Below are 17923 nucleotides of genomic sequence, written 5' to 3'. Positions count from 1 at the left end.
AACCCATATCGCGTTCGAAAAAAATGTGAAGTCAAAAATCTGTAAAACAGCTTATTATTTGGAATTTCCCCAGTGAATGCCTGACGAAGCTCCACAACGGTCAGAATTTCAGCATGAGATGCCGCAAAAAACAGCTGACGCCCGTCAATTCCACGCAAAGCATCATCATTTCCAGAAATGAACGGCACGTTCCTTGCGTTGTAAACCGGGCTCGAAAAGCTTATGTCGTCTCTGCTAGGGACAGCGTCTACGATGTCTAGGGGACTTCAATGCTCGATATTTTAACCGCAGCCACCTTGATGGCTGGCAGAGAGATCATGGCGGTCCATGCCGCCGGTCCGCACGTCACCTACAAGAACGACTGTTCCCCCGTGACCGAAGCCGATCAACGGGCAGAAGACATTATCCTTGATGCACTGGCACAGCACTTTCCCGATATTCCCGTGATTGCAGAAGAGGCGGCGGCCCACGGCATTGTCCCGCAGACACGAAACGAGTTTTTCCTTGTCGATCCGCTGGATGGCACCAAGGAGTTCATTTCCGGCAAGCAGGATTTTACCGTCAACATCGCGCTGGTGCGTGACGGCACACCGGTTCTGGGCGTCGTCTATGCACCGGCCCTCAAGGTCCTTTGGACAGGAGACGGTGAGACGGCCTGCAAGGTCCATGTCTCGGATGCGTTTGAAGAGATGGATGTGCGCAGGGTTCGCTGCCGCGCCAAGCCGACAATCCCCATTGCCGTCATCAGCCGTTCGCACTGCACGCCGAAAACCGAAGCCTTTGTGGCAGAGCATGGCTTGATCGACAGCATATCCATTGGCTCCTCGCTGAAATTCTGCATGCTGGCCGAGGGTGCGGCCGATGTGTATCCGCGCTTCAGCCGCACCATGATGTGGGATACAGCCGCTGGCGATGCCGTATTACGGGCTGCCGGTGGCATCACGCTGGATATGGCCGGTCATCCCTTGCGCTATGAGATCACCGACGGAACCGAAGACGCGCTTGCCAACCCGGATTTCATCGCCTGGGGCGCAATGCCCTGAGGGCTTCGGCACGGTTCGCCTTCATCAAAAATATTTTCGTTTTTTTCTCAATGGCACCTTCCACCGCCGCACAATCTCTCGCGCAACGGAGATTGAGCCATGACAGAACAGACGACAAGACTTGAACTGCCTTATATCCTGCCTTCCCAGGCGCAGAAGCACGTCACCCACAACGAGGCCCTGCAAAGGCTTGATGCCATCACGCAACTGGTCATCCGCACCGAAGCGGCAGAACCGCCGTCAACGCCTGCGGAAGGCGATTGCTTTCTCATCTCCCCCTCTCCTACCGGCGAATGGGCAGGAAAGGCAGGAAAGCTGGCTTTCCGGCAGGATGGTGCGTGGATCTATGTCACCCCGCAAGACGGTTGGCGCGCATGGTTTCTGGAGACCATGCGCTTCAAGGCTTTGCAAAATGGCGCATGGCAGGCAATTGCGCTGCCAACTATCGCCAGCTTTGAGCAATTGGGTGTGAATGCGAGTGCTGACGACACAAACCGGCTGGCCGTGGCCGCAGCGGCCACACTCTTCACCAATGCGTCGTCGGGCGGTGGGCACCAGATAAAGGTCAACAAGGCAACGGCGGCTGACACGGCTTCATTGCTGTTTCAGTCCAGCTGGAGCGGCAGGGCCGAAATGGGATTGGCTGGCAATGACAGTTTCGCAATCAAAACCTCCGCAGATGGCGTAACATGGACAACCGCGCTTTCCGTATCTGGCGCTGGCCACGTCTCCATGCCCGCCAGACCGCTGGTGCGCGCTGGGCGAGCAAGCGGCAACATTTCCCATGCGGCAGGCTCAGTCTCGGGCTTCACCACCCTTGGCATCCAACAGGGAGGCTTTGCACTCGGCAATACCGTGGTGGATACGCTGAAAGAGGTTCGCGTTCCCGTCACCGGCATCTACGCGCTGACACTGTCACTCGCCGTCGTCTCCTCCTCTGGCCACACAGTCACCGTCAGGATCAACGGTACGGCAAGCTCTTTTGCGCTGAATGGGACAACCTCCGCCGCAGAAAGCCTGCAATCGGCCACCTTCCTCGCTTCACTCACCGCAAATGACCGCTTGTCGCTCGCTCACAGCGGCACATGCCAACTGGCCTATGGGGTGGGAAAGACTGAAATGAGCTTGGCTATGCTCTGACGCATTTCCCAACACCTGTCGCCGGATCAAGGTCGGCGGCAGGTGAACCTGCCCATCAACATCTGGACCCGGCCTTCCAAGACGCGATATCACCGGATTCACGCCAAAATACTTATATTATGAATTCCTCACGAAATGAGATTCATAAAAAATGGCAGAAAAAGCGACAAAATGAATTTTTCTTTTGGGCGCAAGAATCCAGCAAAGCTCGAACAAATCAGGCGAAACCATTCAAATTCTTAACAAATTCTCTCAAGCAGCTTAGGTAATTTTTAAAGGTACGGTCCTAAAGTGCATCAAATATGGTCTTGAGTTTGTGTAGAGTGTCCAATGACCGAAATGATACGCCCACGAGTTAAATATGTCATCGGCCCCGATGGCAGCCCTTTGACGATTGCCGACTTGCCCCCCGCGGACACGCGCCGCTGGGTCATCAGGCGAAAAGCAGAGGTTGTCGCCGCGGTACGAGGAGGACTGTTAAGCCTCGAGGAAGCCTGCGAACGATATACACTGACAGTAGAGGAATTCCTCTCCTGGCAGTCATCCATCAGTGACCACGGCCTTGCAGGTCTGCGCACCACTCGTATCCAGCAATACCGCCACTAGTTTGCGCCGTCTTCTTTTAGAGGGCGTCATCGACAGGATCAAGCGTCACCATTCCCTGAAATGAAAGGGAATGTGTGGCGCTGATTTGTTTTCGAAGCACAGGTTAGCCAAGAGCAATTTCCCGCTCTTGGCGATGTCGGACTTAGACCTGGCTCAGAACCAGACGTCTGTCACGGTTCGCCCATCAGACGGCAAATCCTTGTGGCTTTGCAAACCCTCATATCGGACGAGCGGAATATCAGCGACGTCCGCAGGCTCAGCCAGCCGCAAATTCACGGCAACCCTGACGCGCCCATCCTCCTCCGCTTTCGTTCTGCGCCATGAGACCAGATTGCCGCAGGTTTTGCAGAATCTGAACGACAGAACATTCGATTCGCGCTGATAGCCGACGAGCTGTTCATGCGGATCTTCTAGTGAAATTCCGTGGCCGTCATAGTCATAAGCCCACAGAACGCCGTAACGGCGACAGGCGGTACAGTTGCAGATCGTTGCATCTGGAATCTCGCCGCGAAATTCCCAATTCACCCGCCCGCACAGACATGATCCGCGCGTTATTTTTTGCGCCTTCACCACTCCTGCTAAGTCTTTCATTGGCCGGACCTCCCTTTGTTACAGTTTGTAACCGATCCCTGCCGCCAAATCACGGCGCATAAAAAAACCGCCCCCGAGGGAGCGGTGATTTTTCGTGTCGTTCAAGACAATTAGCGCCGGACATCCAATGACGTTCCGACGACATAGGCAAACGTCAGCCATTGAAAGCAGCCTCCTGATCCACTGGCCACCGTCAATGAAGACGTTAATTTCGAAGCCTCCTCACGCGCGAGCGCGAATAGCAACGTCTCGTGTTTCAAGCGCGGTCGCCCGCTCGAATTCAGCCTGGACTTCTTCCAGAACGGCTTCGGCGGCTTCTTCCTGCATCTTCAGTTCGCGGATGGAAACCTGAAGATTATCTGCGCGCTGGCGTGCAGCCTTGGCAAAGGTCGGATAGGCGAAATGTGTCGGATCGGTGATTCCTGATTTGCTCTCCTCCAGAGAAATCTGATGGACCAATTCCTTGGCCATTCGTTCGAATTCGGACATCATCATCTGCAACTGCTGCAACTGACGACGTTTTTCGTTGACCTGAAATTCCTTCAGGCGAACTAGGCTGTCACGCGACTTCATACGCAATACTCCGTGGATAGCGAGACCCCGGTAAAAACTGGAACCGACCCTTCACCCAGGCATGTGCCGGAATGATTCTTAAAAGTTACCCAACGTTAATAAAAAATCGACGCTGTTAACCTTTCGTTTACGGGCATCGTTAATGATAAGGCAGATCATTTAAAGGTCGGTAAACGCCAAGCCCGAAAAAACACGGGAACGACAATGTAGGAGTCGATTGAGTCACTTAACGGGATCTGTTCACGTTATGATTCAATTTTGGTGATGCGGATTCGCGTTGAAAAACAGTAGTCTGGAACCAGATTTTAATAAATTCTTCGCACCTTGCCAAAGGTAATTAGAATTTGTTAACCATTTGGTGGCAGCCTGCAAATCAGGCAACGACTGGATCCGTATCGCGCAAAAGGCAATCATTTACCTTCCGCGGCGGCAAAGGGGATAATTATGCGGGTTCTACTAATCGAAGACGACAGCGCAACAGCTCAGAGCATTGAGCTGATGCTGAAGTCGGAAAGTTTCAATGTCTATACGACCGATCTTGGAGAGGAAGGTGTAGATCTTGGAAAACTCTACGATTACGACATCATTCTGCTCGACCTCAACCTGCCCGACATGTCTGGCTACGAGGTTCTGAGAACGCTTCGCCTGTCCAAGGTAAAGACCCCGATCCTGATTCTCTCAGGCATGGCGGGTATTGAAGACAAGGTTCGCGGCCTTGGCTTTGGCGCCGACGACTATATGACGAAGCCTTTCCACAAGGATGAGCTCGTCGCTCGCATTCACGCTATCGTTCGTCGCTCCAAGGGACATGCCCAGTCGGTCATCTCCACGGGCGAGCTGATCGTCAATCTGGATGCCAAGACTGTGGAAGTCGGCGGCCAGCGCGTTCACCTGACGGGCAAGGAATACCAGATGCTGGAGCTTCTTTCGCTTCGCAAGGGTACGACGCTTACCAAGGAAATGTTCCTCAACCATCTCTATGGCGGCATGGATGAGCCTGAACTGAAAATCATCGACGTTTTCATCTGCAAGCTGCGCAAGAAGCTGGCAAACGCTGCAGGCGGCGCGAACTACATCGAAACCGTCTGGGGCCGTGGATACGTTCTGCGCGAGCCGGATGGCGCGACGGAATATCTCGAAACCGCTTGATTACGCCCGCAGGCATGATCCCTGAAAACCGCCCTCAAAGGCGGTTTTTCTCGTTTTTGGAGTAAGCATTCAGCACAATTGCCTTCGGTGAGTGGAACGATGCCGTTAAGAATCAGAGATGCCCTGCCGTCAGACGCTTCAAGCCTTGCCGCGATTTCACTGGAAGTCTGGATTGGCACCTATCTGCGCCGTGGCGTGAACGCATTCTTTGCCGATTACGCGCTGCGCGAATTCACCTCGGAAAAATTCGAAGCAATCCTTGGCAGCGTCAACGACCATCTCATCGTTTCCGAAAATGAGGATGGCATCGACGGCTTTATAAGGCTTTCCTTTAAGAGTCCCGCGCCGTCCCCAAGCAAGACACAGACTGAGATCAAGACGCTTTATGTCCAGCCGAGGCACCATGGCAAGGGCATAGGCAAGCGCCTTTTGCAGGCAGCGCTGGCAATATGCGCTGCCAAGGACATTGAAACCGTGTGGTTGGCGGTCAATTCCGAGAATAGCGCCGCCCTGGAATTTTACAGGGCCAACGGATTTGTGATGACTGGCCAAACGCACTTTCGCATCGACAATCAGGCCTACCTGAACGCGGTGATGGAGTGCCGGACTAGATAATGTGAAACAGAACAACCGGGCAGCGCAGGGCCGCCCGGTTCGAATTATCACATGCGCAAGGTATTTAAGCGGCTTCCAGCATGGATGCAGTGAAGACGATACGGTCTTCATGCGCTTCATAGCCAATTTTCATGCCGGCTTCTTCAGCCATCAGCAGCGTGTAGTAAGGCTGCACGGAATGTGCATCGATCGCCTCTTCTTCTGTACCCTGCGAAATCGCGGCAAACTTGGCCGGAACGCGCATCATGCGGCCTTTGACGGTGATTTCGAATCGCGCATCGGTTTCAGGGTTTTCCAGAACGATATCGACATTGCCCCCACGTGGAATGGCGCTATAGGCCACGAGGAAGAGATTGAGCAGCATCTTCACGCGGTTCTTCGGAATGATGGCGCGTGGGCCTGTCCAGCTTACCTCGGCCTTCTTTTCAGCGGCGGCGAAGTCCTTGGCAGCCTTTTCGGCCTCGCCCGTATCGATGGACGCTCCGGCTGAACCGGATGCACCGAATGCCAGACGGGCGAATTTGAGGCGGACCGAGGCATTGAGCGCCGAGGTACGGATCAGGTCCAGCGCGTCTTCGTCCGAACCGCCCTCATCCAGCAGCTCCAGCCCGTTGTTGATTGCACCAACAGGCGAAATCACATCATGGCAGACGCGACTGCACAGCAGCGCCGCAAGATCGGGGCCGGACAGCGTCAGATTCGGTTTGCTCGTCATAAAATTTTCTCCTGCGCAAGGCTGCGCGGACGGTGTGGAAATTATTAAGCCATAATGACACCATATTTGGTAAACCGATTGTTAATATCATGGTTTCAAAATGCCAAATGTCTTAACAGGGCAAAACGAACGAAACAGACGGACGGAATTGAAGATGCGACTGACTGAACTCCGCACCATCGCACGCCTCGGACTCTTCAGAATTTTCTTGGCGTTCACGAGCCTTTTCGTGTGTGCCGCGCAAGCCTCTGCCCAAAGCAGCGACCAATATTCCCTACAGGAAATTGTTGACGCCGGACATGGGTTCTTTGGCGAAACGACGGGCGGACTGGCCAAGGTCGTTGAACGTGCATTCCAGCAATATGGCCTGCCCAATGGTTATATTCTGGGTCAGGAAGGCTCAGGCGCGTTCGTCGCAGGCCTGACCTATGGCGAAGGCCAGCTCTACACCAAGAATGCCGGTCAGCACCCCGTGTTCTGGCAGGGCCCCTCGCTCGGTCTGGACTATGGTGGCCAAGGCACACGCGCCATGATGCTTGTCTATAACCTGCCTGCGGTGAACTCTCTGTACCGCCGTTATGGTGGCGTCAGCGGTTCCGCTTTCATCGTTGCTGGCGTGGGCATGACCGTGTTGAAAAACAGCGATGTGACCATTGCGCCAATCAGAACCGGTATCGGCGCCCGTCTTGGCATCAATGTCGGCTACCTGAAACTGACCCCACAGCCGACGTGGAACCCGTTCTGAGTGGCATGACTCTGCGGCTGGCAGAAACGCCATCGCACCTGGTATAAGGCCTGACGCAAGATTGGCGTGCAAGACATAGCGCCGATGGAATAGACCGGGATATGAACGACCTAGACGGTTTCCGGCACTGTATTTCGTATGGAGACGCGCTGCGTGATCGAGTACTCACTTCTTTTCGGCCTGGGTTTTCTCACCGCCATTCTCCTTGTTTCGCTGATGGCACCCGCGATCCATCGCCGCATCGTCGTCTATACGGAAAAGCGCCTGCGCGCCACGATGCCGATCAGCCCGCAGGAAGTGCGTGCGCAAAAGGACATGGCCCGCGCTTTATACGCGGCAGAGAACGCCCGCACCCGCCAGGAACTGGATGCCGAGCGTGAAAAAGCTCTTTCCCTGAAATTTCGTAATGCTGGTGCGTTGGACGAAGCAGGCAAATTGCTGAACGAAACCCGTGAACTGACATCCGAACTGGAACAGATGCGGCTGGAAGCCAGCGATCTGCGCGCCAAAGCGCGTCGGCATGAAGATACGGCAGCCCGGCTGAAATCAGCTTTGAGCGACGCCGAGGAAACCGCCATTTCCCGCACGCAGGAAATTTCCGGCCTCACCAAGCGCATCAGCGCCATTTCCCGCGAATTTGACGATCTGAAGATCGCCCTGTCTGCCCGGGATCTGGAAGTTGAACAAGCGAGGCATAAAGCCGCCTCGTGGCGCAATGAGCGGGAAGCGCTGACAAAAGAACTTGATGAAGTGACTTCCAGAAACCGCGAACTGTCCAGCAATGTTAACCGCGAAAGCCGCAAGGTCGCGCGGCTGGAAGAGCAGCTCGCCCAGGAAGCCGCGCGCCACGCCGACAAGGAGCTGCTGCTAGAGCGCCGCACACAGGAAGCTGCAAGGCTGAAGGCGCTCATGGAAAACACCGCAAAGCCTGCAGCCCCGGAACCAACTGTGGTTGCCGCAGCCGCAGCCGTTGTGGCACCAAGCACCAAAGCAGCCTCACCGGAGAAGATCGCCCGCGAAATCGAGGATATTCGCAACCAGGGCACGGCTTTGACCGAGCGATTGCTCAACAGCCGAGGCAGCGGCAATGACGAAGCGATTCGCCGGGAAATCTCGCAGATCGCCGCACGCATGATCGCGCTGACCATGGCTCAGGAAGGCAGCGCCTCTCCCATCCCATCCATGATCGCTGCGGCATCCAGCCAAACGGGTCGTAAGAACCTGGCAAGCCGCGCCAGCGACCTTGTGGCTCAACAAAACAGCTGACCGCTTTGACCTCTCGAAGAAAAATCGAGATTGTTCGCATTAAAAATAACAACGGATAAAATTGTAGCTATCTGTTTAAAGCCCCTGAAAAGCCCGCCCTGTAATGTCGTCATCACTGGCCCAGACGCAAAGCCTCTGGCGCCGACAGAACAAAGTGGACAAGACCGGCACCAAGCTGGCCGACGCAAAAACGGGGTATGACAATGCTGAAGAAACTCTTTGCTGCCGCCATCTGTGGCATCGTTATCGCGTCTGTTGCAAGCCACGCTGAAGCGGCAGGCCCCGGCGGATTTGCCCGCGGATTTATGTCTATCGAACGAAACGTCGTTGCAGCTGTCGCGCCTGTTGGCAGCGCCTGCACGCTCGATCTGGCGGCCTCTCAGATGAGATCAGCACTGGATGATTATTTCGCTGGGTTCGATCAGTCGCTAGCGGCCAACTGACCACGCATTTTTGAAAACATGACCAACTTGCCGCCGTTTCCTCATGGAACCGGCGGTTTTTTTCTTTCTGCAACGGCTATGCCTGTCAGCGTCAGCAGCAAGGCAATCAGCTGGTAGGGGTGCAGTATCTCTCCAAGGATGAGCACAGACAAAAACGTGCCAAACACCGGGATGAGATTGATGAAAAGCCCCGCACGGTTGGGCCCGATACGCTCAACACCCATGATGAAGAAGATCTGCGCGACGAGAGACGCAAACAGCGCGGTGTAAACCGTTATCACCCAGCCTTTTGCGTCCGGCCACTGGGCCGCCTCCTGCGAAACTTCCCACAACAGCAGCGGAACCGACGACACCAAGGCGGCCATGGCCGGAATAGCCATCAGCGTGCGCCAGTTAACAACAGGCTTCCAGCGCAACATCACGGTATAGATGGCATAGGACAGAACCGCGAGAAGCATGATGGCGTCGCCAATGTTCATGTCGAGGTGCAACAGTGACAAGAGGTCACCGTGGGAGGCAAGAAGCGACACACCCGTAATGGTCAAAATGAAACCGATGATCTGGCCCGCGAAAATCCGCGTGCGGAATAGCGCGAAGTTCAGCGCAAATATGACCATGGGAATGCCAGCCTGAATGACGGCAACATTGATGGCCGATGTATGTTTCAGCGCGGTGTAGAGCGTGGCGTTGAAACATGTGTAGCCCACGGCACCCAAAGCGAAAAAATAGGGCAACCGCGTTTTTACAACCGGCCAGTCGCGGCGCAGGTGCGGCAGGGAAATGGCGGTTATCACGGCGACAGCTATGGCCCACCGCAGAAATGTCAGAACCATAGGGCTGACATGTCCAACCGCCAGCTTTCCCGCCACGGCGTTACCGCCCCAGCACAGTGTGGCAATGATCAAAACGAGATAGGCTCTGGATGACACGGAATTTCGACTTTCAGATCAACAACCGCCGCTGTTCTGCACCGCCGATTCGCGTTCCGCAAGGAGGGATCGGGACAAGGATAGCGCCCCGAAACCGAATTGTGCCGGAAAAACAAGGATTCTCCCCATAAACAGGGTCGCTTTCCGCAAAACAACGCAGTATACATTCGCGGGTTTTAGTAAGGGGCGTTTCAGCGCCAGGAGCAGGAAAGCAAGAAATGACGAATGTCGTGGTGGTCGGCTCGCAGTGGGGCGATGAAGGCAAGGGTAAGATCGTTGATTGGCTTTCGGAGCGCGCAGACGTCGTCGTGCGCTACCAGGGTGGTCATAACGCAGGTCATACGCTCGTCATTGATGGCGTCAGCTATAAGTTGTCGCTTTTGCCCTCTGGCGTGGTGCGCCCCGGCAAGCTCGCCGTTATCGGCAACGGCGTCGTCGTCGACCCGCACGCGCTGATCGCAGAAATCGGACGTCTGGACGCTCAGGGTGTGAAGGTCACGCCGCAGAACCTGCGGATTGCCGACAACGCAACCCTTATCCTCTCGCTGCACCGCGAGCTGGATGGCATGCGCGAAGACGCCGCCTCCAACAGCGGCACCAAGATTGGCACGACCCGTCGAGGTATCGGCCCGGCATACGAAGACAAGGTTGGCCGCCGCGCCATTCGCGTCATGGATCTGGAAGACAAGGATGCTCTTTCCGCCAAGGTCGATCGTATTCTGACCCACCACAACGCGCTACGTCGCGGCTTCGGCGCTGCGGAAGTCTCTCATGAAACCATCATGGAAGAACTGACATCGGTCGCAGACAAGATCCTGCCGTTCAGCGAAACCGTATGGCTTCTGCTCGACAAGAAGCGCCGCGCTGGCGAACGCATCCTGTTTGAAGGTGCGCAGGGCTCGCTGCTCGATATCGACCATGGCACATATCCCTATGTCACCTCGTCCAACACGGTGGCTGGTCAAGCCTCTGCCGGTTCGGGCATGGGTCCGGGCTCGCTCGGCTATATACTCGGCATCACCAAAGCCTATACGACACGCGTTGGCGAAGGCCCCTTCCCGACGGAACTGCACGATGAAGTCGGCCAGTTCCTTGGCGAAAAAGGCCATGAGTTTGGCACGGTAACAGGCCGCAAGCGCCGTTGCGGCTGGTTTGACGCTGCACTGGTTCGCCAGTCCGTTGCTACCAATGGCATCACCGGCATTGCGCTGACGAAGCTCGATGTTCTCGATGGTCTGGAAGAATTGAAGATCTGCGTCGGCTACAAGCTGGACGGTCAGGAGATCGAGCATCTTCCGGCAAGCCAGGGCGCACAGGCACGCGTCGAGCCCATCTACATCACGCTTGAAGGTTGGAAAGAATCCACAGTCGGCGCCCGCAAATGGGCGGATTTGCCTGCTCAAGCTATCAAATATGTCCGCCAGGTCGAGGAGTTGATCGGAGCGCCTGTTGCGCTTCTATCCACCAGCCCCGAGCGGGATGACACCATACTTGTGACTGATCCGTTTGAGGACTAATGTCCTCAACGATCATGTTTGGTAAACCATATCAGGCCAGAACGTCATTGGCCTCGACGAGAAAGTGCTTATGGCGGATTTTGTAGCAGTCATTCGCAAGGCCGTGGATGGCTTGGCGAACAATACTCCTGAAAACCGGGCAAAGGTGTACGACAAAGCGCGGAGCGCTGTCGTGCGCCAGCTTGAGAACATGAAGCCGCGTCCACCCGAAGAACTGCTAAAGCGGCAGATTCTGAAGCTGGACACAGCCATTGCCGAGGTTGAGGGTGACTACGCCGAGGCGCTTCCCGCCGTTGAGGACGATGAAGATTACGCCGAAGCGGTGGCAGCACCCGTTGCTGCCCCGCCAACGCCTGATGTCTCCTCGCCCTATTATGAGGAAACCGTCGCCGAGGAGCAGCGTGCCTATGAGAAGCCCGCAGCTCCAGAAGAGCAGCCGGTCTACGCACCGGTAGAGCCCGCTCCCGTTGAGCCCGAGACATATCACGACGAACCGGAAGCCGAAGAACACTATGCCGAGCCAGTCGTTGACTATGTGAGCCGTGAACCGGAAGCGCCAACCTATTTCACGACGGCCACGGAAGTAACACGCTTCACCCCGCCTCAGGTCGAAGTCGAGCCTGTTGCTGGCGAACCGGAGGATCACGCCCACGAGAACTGGGTTGGACAGGATACGCCTGCCGACGATCGTGAAACCTATCCGCATGAAGACACACTTCATCAGGCGGACGAAGACCTTCACCGGGAACCGGCCCGCCCTTCGGATGACAGCGATGTCTTCCACGCCAATATTGCGCAGCCCTATGATGCTAGCTACTCCTCCCCGTCACCCTATTATCAGGATGCCGTCGCAGAGGATCAGCGGGTTGAGACGCGCCACGACGAGATCCACTTTGGCGAGGCTCCGACCTTTGCCGATGAAGATCAGCGGCATCAAGACCAGCAGACGAGTGCACCAAAGCAGCCCCCTGCTGTCGTCGAAGATTACTCCACCTATTTCCAGGACACATCGCTTGACCTGACGGCAAAATCCACCCCAGGCCTGCCGCGCGCCGATGAAGATCCTTTCGCACCACAGACGCCTAAGAAGGACGATGCGGAGCGTACCCCATGGGACGATCTGGAAGAGCTGATCGGCTATGACGGCACGTCTGGTAACGTATCGAACAATGCCAGAAACGATGATTTCGGCTCAGGCATAGCGGCCGACGGCATCCCAGCGTCTGCTTACAGAACGCAGAAAAAACGCAAGCGTAACTATTCGGGCATGGTTCTTGGCCTGTGCGGCGTCGTGCTTTTGGCAGGCGGCGCCTATGCTCTTTGGACCAATCGCGATGCGCTGAACGACATGGTCGGCGGCCTGGTGCAATCGGCTCAGAACGGCACAGGCACGGCAACGCAAACGCCGACAGAAACGGCCTCCGCGCCAGCCAGCACGCCTGCAACAAGCACACCGGCGGCGCAGACCGGTACGACCGGCCAGCAGCCAGCGTCATCCACCGCACCGCAGGCAGCTGATGATGGCTCTGTTACGGGCACGAAATACACACAGCGTCTTCTTGCTGATGGCACCGAAAAGGATGATGGCGCAGGCCCTGGAGCCAACGGCCAGCCAGTAACCGCCGAAGGCCAGTCTGTCTACCAGCAGACCGAAGCGGCGCCTGACGCCTCCGCTCAGACGCCACAAGCGACAACGGGCGCGACGACAGCTCCAGCCGGACAGGCGACCGTCCCACAGGCAGCAGCTGCCGCATCTGGCCATCGCATGTTCCTCTATGAGGAAGTGCTGGGCCAGACCGTGCCAACAGCCATTGAAGGCACCGTCTCCTGGGGCCTGCAAAATGAAGCGGATGCGAATGGCAAGCCTTCCGCCACCGTGCAGGGTCAGATCACCATTCCAGGACGTGGCCTGAGCGCATTGATCACCTTCAAGCGCAACACAGACCCGTCGCTGCCCGCCAGCCATCTGGTCGAGATCGTATTCTCGGTGGGTGCAGGCTTTGAAGGCGGCGCAATCGACAGCGTCCAGCGCATCGCCATGAAGAGCACGGAGCAGGATCGTGGAAACGCGCTGATCGCCGTACCGGCAAAGATCACCGACGATTTCCACATGATCGCGCTGAACGATTTCCCGGATGCGTTGAAGACCAATCTGGAGCTGATGCGCACCCGCGACTGGATCGACATTCCGGTATCTTACCGCAATGGTCGCCGCGCCTTGCTGACCCTTCAAAAGGGTGCTGATGGCAAGGCCGCATTCGACACGGCGTTGCGTGAATGGAGCGCGGCAGTTCCCGCGACCAACCAGTAACGCGCGATCATCATCACACAATACAAAAAGGCCCCGAATGGAAACATTCGGGGCCTTTTGATTGATGGAAATGAATATGAAGAGTGGGTTACGCGTCGACCACACGCAGCGCCTTTGCAGCTTCAAGCGCTTCTTTCTGAACGGCTTCCTGCACCTTTTCAAAGGCACGAACTTCGATCTGGCGAACGCGCTCGCGGCTGATGTCGAACTCTGTGGACAGGTCTTCCAGCGTCACCGGCTCTTCGGAAAGACGGCGTGCTTCAAAGATGCGGCGCTCACGCTCGTTTAGAACGCCCATGGCCTTCGCCAGCATGCGACGACGGGTTTCCAGCTCATCCTGCTGGATGAGCACGGTTTCCTGGCTTTCGTGGTCGTCCACCAACCAATCCTGCCACTGGCCTGCTTCACCCTCCGCAGCGCGAATAGGCGCGTTGAGTGACGCATCGCCGTGGAGGCGACGGTTCATGGAGATGACTTCTTCCTCAGAAACCTGAAGCTTGGTCGCAATCTCGGTAACGTGCTCTGGTTTCAGATCGCCTTCATCGATAGCCTGAATTTTACCCTTCAGGCGACGCAGATTGAAGAACAGGCGCTTCTGGTTCGCCGTGGTGCCCATTTTCACCAGCGACCACGAACGAAGGATATATTCCTGAATGGACGCCTTGATCCACCACATCGCATAGGTCGCAAGGCGGAAGCCGCGCTCGGGATCAAATTTCTTGACCGCCTGCATCAGACCCACATTGCCCTCGGAAACAACTTCGCCGATAGGCAGGCCATAGCCACGGTAGCCCATTGCGATTTTCGCGACGAGACGGAGGTGGCTGGTTACCAGCCGATGCGCTGCATCGCGGTCCCCATGTTCGGCGTAACGCTTGCCGAGCATATATTCCTCTTGCGGCTCCAGCATTGGAAACTTGCGGATCTCATCGAGATAGCGGTTCAGACCGGCTTCGCCGGCTGTAATCGATGGCAAACTGTTGCGGGCCATAAAGCACCCCCTTATCGTTGTTCCGGGCTGGCTCCCTTTTCAGGCAAACCAAATTTGCGTGTCGAACTCCAACCCCGCACGAACCCATGTACCAAATATGTATTGAAAATACGCGTTTCAAGCCGTCGCGGATCACAGCAGCGTTATAAAATTACCTGACCCGTTGCCATGCAAACGGCGCAGAGATGAATTCGTTCCGCATTTTTCGCCAAGCGGCAACTCTGCGCCCACGCAAAAGCAGGTGCGCCGCTCCCGCCTTGGGGAGTTGCGCAACTGTACAACGCTCAAATATCGTTTTTTTCAGCCGCGAAGTGCCTGTGCCAGTTCTGCCATATCGTCAGGCATATCGGTTTCGAACTCCATGACCTCGCCGGTCCGTGGATGCTCGAAAGCCAGAAGATAGGCATGCAGAGCTTGCCTTGAAAACCGGTTGACCACTTCCTTCGCCTCATCAGGCAAAAGGTTGGATTTCGTGCGGAAGGCGGCTCCATATTCGGGATCACCGATCAGCGGATGCCCGATATGCGCCATGTGAACACGGATCTGGTGCGTGCGCCCGGTCTCAAGGCGGCATTCCACGAGGGAAGCAAGGCATGTCGCATCCGGCTTTTCATGATAACGCTCTATCACCTCATAATGGGTGATCGCTTCGCGCGCATCATCTGTATCCTCACGCTTGACGGCGCGCTTGGTGCGATCTGCCCCGCGCCCAAGTGCTGCATCAATCGTACCTCGCAAGGTTTTGGGGCGACCCCAGACAATGGCCTTATAGGCGCGCTCCAACGGTCCGGTGCGACCGTGATCGGCAAATTGTGCCGCAAGCTTGCGATGCGCATTGTCGTTCTTGGCAACGACCATGACGCCGCTGGTTTCCTTGTCCAGACGGTGGACGATTCCGGGGCGCTTTACGCCGCCAATGCCGGAAAGGCTGTCGCCGCAATGGTGAATGAGCGCGTTGACCAGCGTGCCCGTCCAGTTACCAGCACCGGGATGCACAACAAGGCCCGCAGGCTTCAGCAGAACGATCAGATCCTCGTCCTCATATTCCACCTCAAGCGGAATATCTTCACCCTTTGGTTCGGGATCTTCTGGCTCCGGCATGGTAATCTCAATGCGGTCGCCCGGCTGCACCTTCTTCTTCGGCTCGGTCACGGCTTTTTCATTGAGAAAAACCGCCCCCTGCTCGATCAGCGCCTTGATGCGGCTGCGTGAAAGATCGCCACCGACCTCGGCTGCCAACCACGCGTCGATACGGCCTTCGGCATCTTCGCCGGCAATCAGGACTTTCCTTGCGTCTCCGCCTTGTTTAAAGGGGTCGTTCATTCTTATTTTCCGATCACTCAACAATATCCAAGGATCCCGATGACGCAGATCGAGCAAGCCGAACAGGACGACCAGCCGCTAGACCCGGCCATGGAAAAAGTTCGGCGCAAGATGATCCGGTTGCAGATCGTGTCGGGCTCCGTGATGTTTATCAGCCTTATGGCTGTCTTCGGCGCAGTTGTCTATAAGGCCGTCGGCCCGTCTAAGACCACGACAACAACTGCGACGACCACCGTTCCCTCCGATGCGCCGGTTGCCGCCACCGCCAGCCTGCCGCAGGGCTTCGCCATCGAGAACGTCTCGTTCGCCAACGGCGACATGCTGTTTTACGGACGCCTGGCCAATGGCACGCGCAAGGCGCTGGTCTTCAACATTCAGGCAGGTCGTTTCGTGGCTGATATCACCATCGATGCAAGGTGATCTCGCGCTAACGCCAATAACCGACGCAGACGACCCTCGCATCGCGGATTTCAAAGATATCCGTGAGCGTGATCTGACGGGCAGACAGGGACGCTTCATCGTGGAGGGCACTGTCGTGCTGCGCATGCTGGCAGCAGCCCACAAGGCTGGCCGTGATTTCGAGGCGGAAAGCATTCTCATCCTCGAAAACCGTCTGGCAGGCGTCGCCGATATTCTTTGCGAGTTTCCATCCGATGTCCCGATCTATGTCGCGAAGGCATCGGTGCTGGATGCGATTGTCGGTTTTCATCTGCACCGGGGCATTCTGGCGCTGGGGAAGCGAAAGAGCGACCGGGACATGGGCGTGACCCTTGGCCAATTGCCGCAATCCTCGCTCGTGCTGGCGGGTTGTGGCATTTCCAATCACGATAATCTCGGCGCAATGTTTCGCAATGCTGCAGCCTTTTACGCAGATGCCGTTTTCCTGGATTCCACCTGCTGCGATCCGCTCTATCGAAAATCCCTGCGTGTCTCTGTAGGGTCCGTACTGTCGGTGCCTTACCACCGCGGGGGCGCTGCCCTTCAAATGTTGGAAACCCTGGCCGCAGAAGGCTTCGACATCTGGAGCCTGTCTCCGGCAGGCACAACGGAAATTCGCCAGATCAAGGCATCGAACAGGATGGCATTGGTGATTGGCACAGAGGGTGATGGCTTGCCGCCAGATGTTCTCTCGCGGTTTCACACGGCGCGTATTTCCCAGTCCCCGCAGCTTGATAGCCTCAATGCTGCAACGGCTGCGGGCCTTGCTCTATACCAGATGGCCGCTGCCATGGGTCGCATCTGAGGCACGGACCAAATGCTAACGATACGTTAATCGCGCGCATTTGCATTAACCTTGTCTCAAAACCGACCGTTAAGATTTACAATTTAGTAATAGGCGGAACGAGAGGTTTCGCGATGCGTGGCGTATTTGTCGTCGTTTTTCTTTTGGTAGCCTTGGCTGGTTGCGCGACTGCACCGTCGCAGATTACCAATGCCTGTGCGATTTTTGACCAGCGGGACGGCGTATTCAACAACTGGAAAAAAGATGCGCGGGCTGCTGAGCGGGAGTTCGGCGTGCCGGTTCCGGTCATGATGGCCACCATCTACACCGAATCCAGCTTCCAGCCCTATGCCCGCCCGCCCCGCAACAAGCTGTTCGGCTTCATTCCGTGGGGCCGCAAATCCACCGCCTATGGCTATGCGCAGGCGCTGGATGGCACGTGGAAAGTCTATCAGCGCGAAACAGGACGCTGGAATGCCAGCCGCACCGATTTCACCGACGCAATCCACTTCGTTGGCTGGTATCACGCCAAGAGCAACCGTCAGAACGGCATTGCTCTCAACGATCCCTACAATCTCTACCTCGCCTATTATTCCGGCCATGCCGGATATTCCAAGGGCGTGTGGCGCGACAATATCGCCATTCAGAAAGCCGCCCGCCGCTCTGCCAACATGGCAATCCGCTATGAAAAGCAGTTGCAGGACTGCGGGTACCGGTAGAACCCGCAGCCTCTACCAAGCGAAG

Annotated in this window: 19 protein-coding genes; 13 read left to right on the top strand and 6 right to left on the bottom strand. The window is 56.4% G+C overall.

Translation table 11 applies throughout. The features are described 5' to 3' along the window. Positions 1-269: 269 nt before the first annotated feature. The 3 genes from cysQ to RQI55_RS00760 all read left to right on the top strand — a co-directional run bounded on the left by cysQ (position 270) and on the right by RQI55_RS00760 (position 2789). Positions 270-1043: a 3'(2'),5'-bisphosphate nucleotidase CysQ gene (gene cysQ, locus RQI55_RS00770; protein ID WP_192064319.1), complete on the top strand. Its 774-nt coding sequence runs from the start codon at positions 270-272 to the stop codon at positions 1041-1043. Between the two features lie 99 nt (positions 1044-1142). Beyond that, the gene (locus RQI55_RS00765) at positions 1143-2183 is read left to right on the top strand and encodes a DUF2793 domain-containing protein (RefSeq protein ID WP_311272338.1); all 1041 of its coding nucleotides are present in this window, start codon (positions 1143-1145) and stop codon (positions 2181-2183) included. 330 nt (positions 2184-2513) lie between these two features. Then, entirely contained in the window at positions 2514-2789 is a 276-nt protein-coding gene (locus tag RQI55_RS00760) for a DUF1153 domain-containing protein (protein WP_027675777.1), read from the top strand. Between the two features lie 153 nt (positions 2790-2942). Here the strand turns inward: RQI55_RS00760 and RQI55_RS00755 are convergent, their stop codons facing one another. Next, positions 2943-3380: a GFA family protein gene (locus RQI55_RS00755; protein ID WP_243255186.1), complete on the bottom strand. Its 438-nt coding sequence runs from the start codon at positions 3378-3380 to the stop codon at positions 2943-2945. A gap of 222 nt (positions 3381-3602) precedes the next feature. After that, entirely contained in the window at positions 3603-3953 is a 351-nt protein-coding gene (locus RQI55_RS00750) for a hypothetical protein (RefSeq protein WP_042617458.1), read from the bottom strand. Between the two features lie 444 nt (positions 3954-4397). Between RQI55_RS00750 and ctrA the strand changes: the two genes are divergently transcribed. Both ctrA and RQI55_RS00740 read left to right on the top strand, forming a co-directional pair. Beyond that, complete coding sequence (gene ctrA / locus RQI55_RS00745; RefSeq protein ID WP_042617459.1) at positions 4398-5102, top strand: response regulator transcription factor CtrA; 705 nt, start codon at positions 4398-4400, stop codon at positions 5100-5102. 99 nt (positions 5103-5201) lie between these two features. Beyond that, complete coding sequence (locus RQI55_RS00740; protein WP_311272339.1) at positions 5202-5717, top strand: GNAT family N-acetyltransferase; 516 nt, start codon at positions 5202-5204, stop codon at positions 5715-5717. Positions 5718-5781: 64 nt separating this feature from the next. Here RQI55_RS00740 and chpT read toward each other — a convergent pair whose 3' ends face one another. Next, entirely contained in the window at positions 5782-6432 is a 651-nt protein-coding gene (chpT, locus tag RQI55_RS00735; protein ID WP_192064323.1) for a histidine phosphotransferase ChpT, read from the bottom strand. 148 nt (positions 6433-6580) lie between these two features. Here chpT and RQI55_RS00730 point away from each other — a divergent pair, with 148 nt between their 5' ends. From RQI55_RS00730 to RQI55_RS00720, 3 genes are all read left to right on the top strand, one after another. Beyond that, positions 6581-7177: a DUF1134 domain-containing protein gene (locus RQI55_RS00730; protein ID WP_042617461.1), complete on the top strand. Its 597-nt coding sequence runs from the start codon at positions 6581-6583 to the stop codon at positions 7175-7177. Between the two features lie 153 nt (positions 7178-7330). After that, entirely contained in the window at positions 7331-8443 is a 1113-nt protein-coding gene (locus tag RQI55_RS00725; protein WP_243255184.1) for a hypothetical protein, read from the top strand. 203 nt (positions 8444-8646) lie between these two features. Beyond that, the gene (locus RQI55_RS00720) at positions 8647-8886 is read left to right on the top strand and encodes a hypothetical protein (protein ID WP_192064325.1); all 240 of its coding nucleotides are present in this window, start codon (positions 8647-8649) and stop codon (positions 8884-8886) included. Positions 8887-8927: 41 nt separating this feature from the next. On the opposite strand, the gene RQI55_RS00715 is transcribed toward RQI55_RS00720, so the two are convergent. After that, the gene (locus RQI55_RS00715; protein WP_192064326.1) at positions 8928-9815 is read right to left on the bottom strand and encodes a DMT family transporter; all 888 of its coding nucleotides are present in this window, start codon (positions 9813-9815) and stop codon (positions 8928-8930) included. Between the two features lie 218 nt (positions 9816-10033). Between RQI55_RS00715 and RQI55_RS00710 the strand changes: the two genes are divergently transcribed. Together RQI55_RS00710 and RQI55_RS00705 are read left to right on the top strand one after the other, a co-directional pair. Continuing rightward, positions 10034-11332, top strand: a complete 1299-nt coding sequence (locus RQI55_RS00710) for an adenylosuccinate synthase (protein ID WP_243255183.1) — start codon at positions 10034-10036, stop codon at positions 11330-11332. 70 nt (positions 11333-11402) lie between these two features. Next, on the top strand, positions 11403-13643 hold the full coding sequence (locus RQI55_RS00705) for a hypothetical protein (protein ID WP_311272340.1): 2241 nt from the start codon (positions 11403-11405) through the stop codon (positions 13641-13643). A gap of 88 nt (positions 13644-13731) precedes the next feature. Here RQI55_RS00705 and rpoH read toward each other — a convergent pair whose 3' ends face one another. Both rpoH and RQI55_RS00695 read right to left on the bottom strand, forming a co-directional pair. After that, a complete protein-coding gene (gene rpoH, locus RQI55_RS00700) occupies positions 13732-14634 on the bottom strand; it encodes an RNA polymerase sigma factor RpoH (protein ID WP_042617466.1) in 903 nt (300 codons plus the stop codon). A gap of 300 nt (positions 14635-14934) precedes the next feature. Further along, positions 14935-15957, bottom strand: a complete 1023-nt coding sequence (locus RQI55_RS00695; RefSeq protein ID WP_311272341.1) for an RluA family pseudouridine synthase — start codon at positions 15955-15957, stop codon at positions 14935-14937. Between the two features lie 39 nt (positions 15958-15996). Between RQI55_RS00695 and RQI55_RS00690 the strand changes: the two genes are divergently transcribed. From RQI55_RS00690 to RQI55_RS00680, 3 genes are all read left to right on the top strand, one after another. Further along, entirely contained in the window at positions 15997-16377 is a 381-nt protein-coding gene (locus tag RQI55_RS00690) for a hypothetical protein (protein ID WP_042617468.1), read from the top strand. Next, positions 16367-17200 (top strand): RNA methyltransferase, encoded by an 834-nt coding sequence (locus tag RQI55_RS00685; RefSeq protein WP_243255180.1) that lies wholly within the window; start codon positions 16367-16369, stop codon positions 17198-17200. The genes RQI55_RS00690 and RQI55_RS00685 overlap by 11 nt, the downstream gene beginning before the upstream one ends. Before the next feature lie 113 nt (positions 17201-17313). Next, positions 17314-17898 (top strand): transglycosylase SLT domain-containing protein, encoded by a 585-nt coding sequence (locus RQI55_RS00680; RefSeq protein ID WP_042617470.1) that lies wholly within the window; start codon positions 17314-17316, stop codon positions 17896-17898. The last annotated feature ends 25 nt before the right edge of the window (positions 17899-17923 follow it).

The sequence above is a fragment of the Rhizobium sp. WCS2018Hpa-16 genome (assembly GCF_031843705.1).
In the GTDB taxonomy this organism is placed as follows: domain Bacteria; phylum Pseudomonadota; class Alphaproteobacteria; order Rhizobiales; family Rhizobiaceae; genus Agrobacterium; species Agrobacterium tumefaciens_C.
This window is presented reverse-complemented; position numbering and strand designations above follow the sequence as displayed.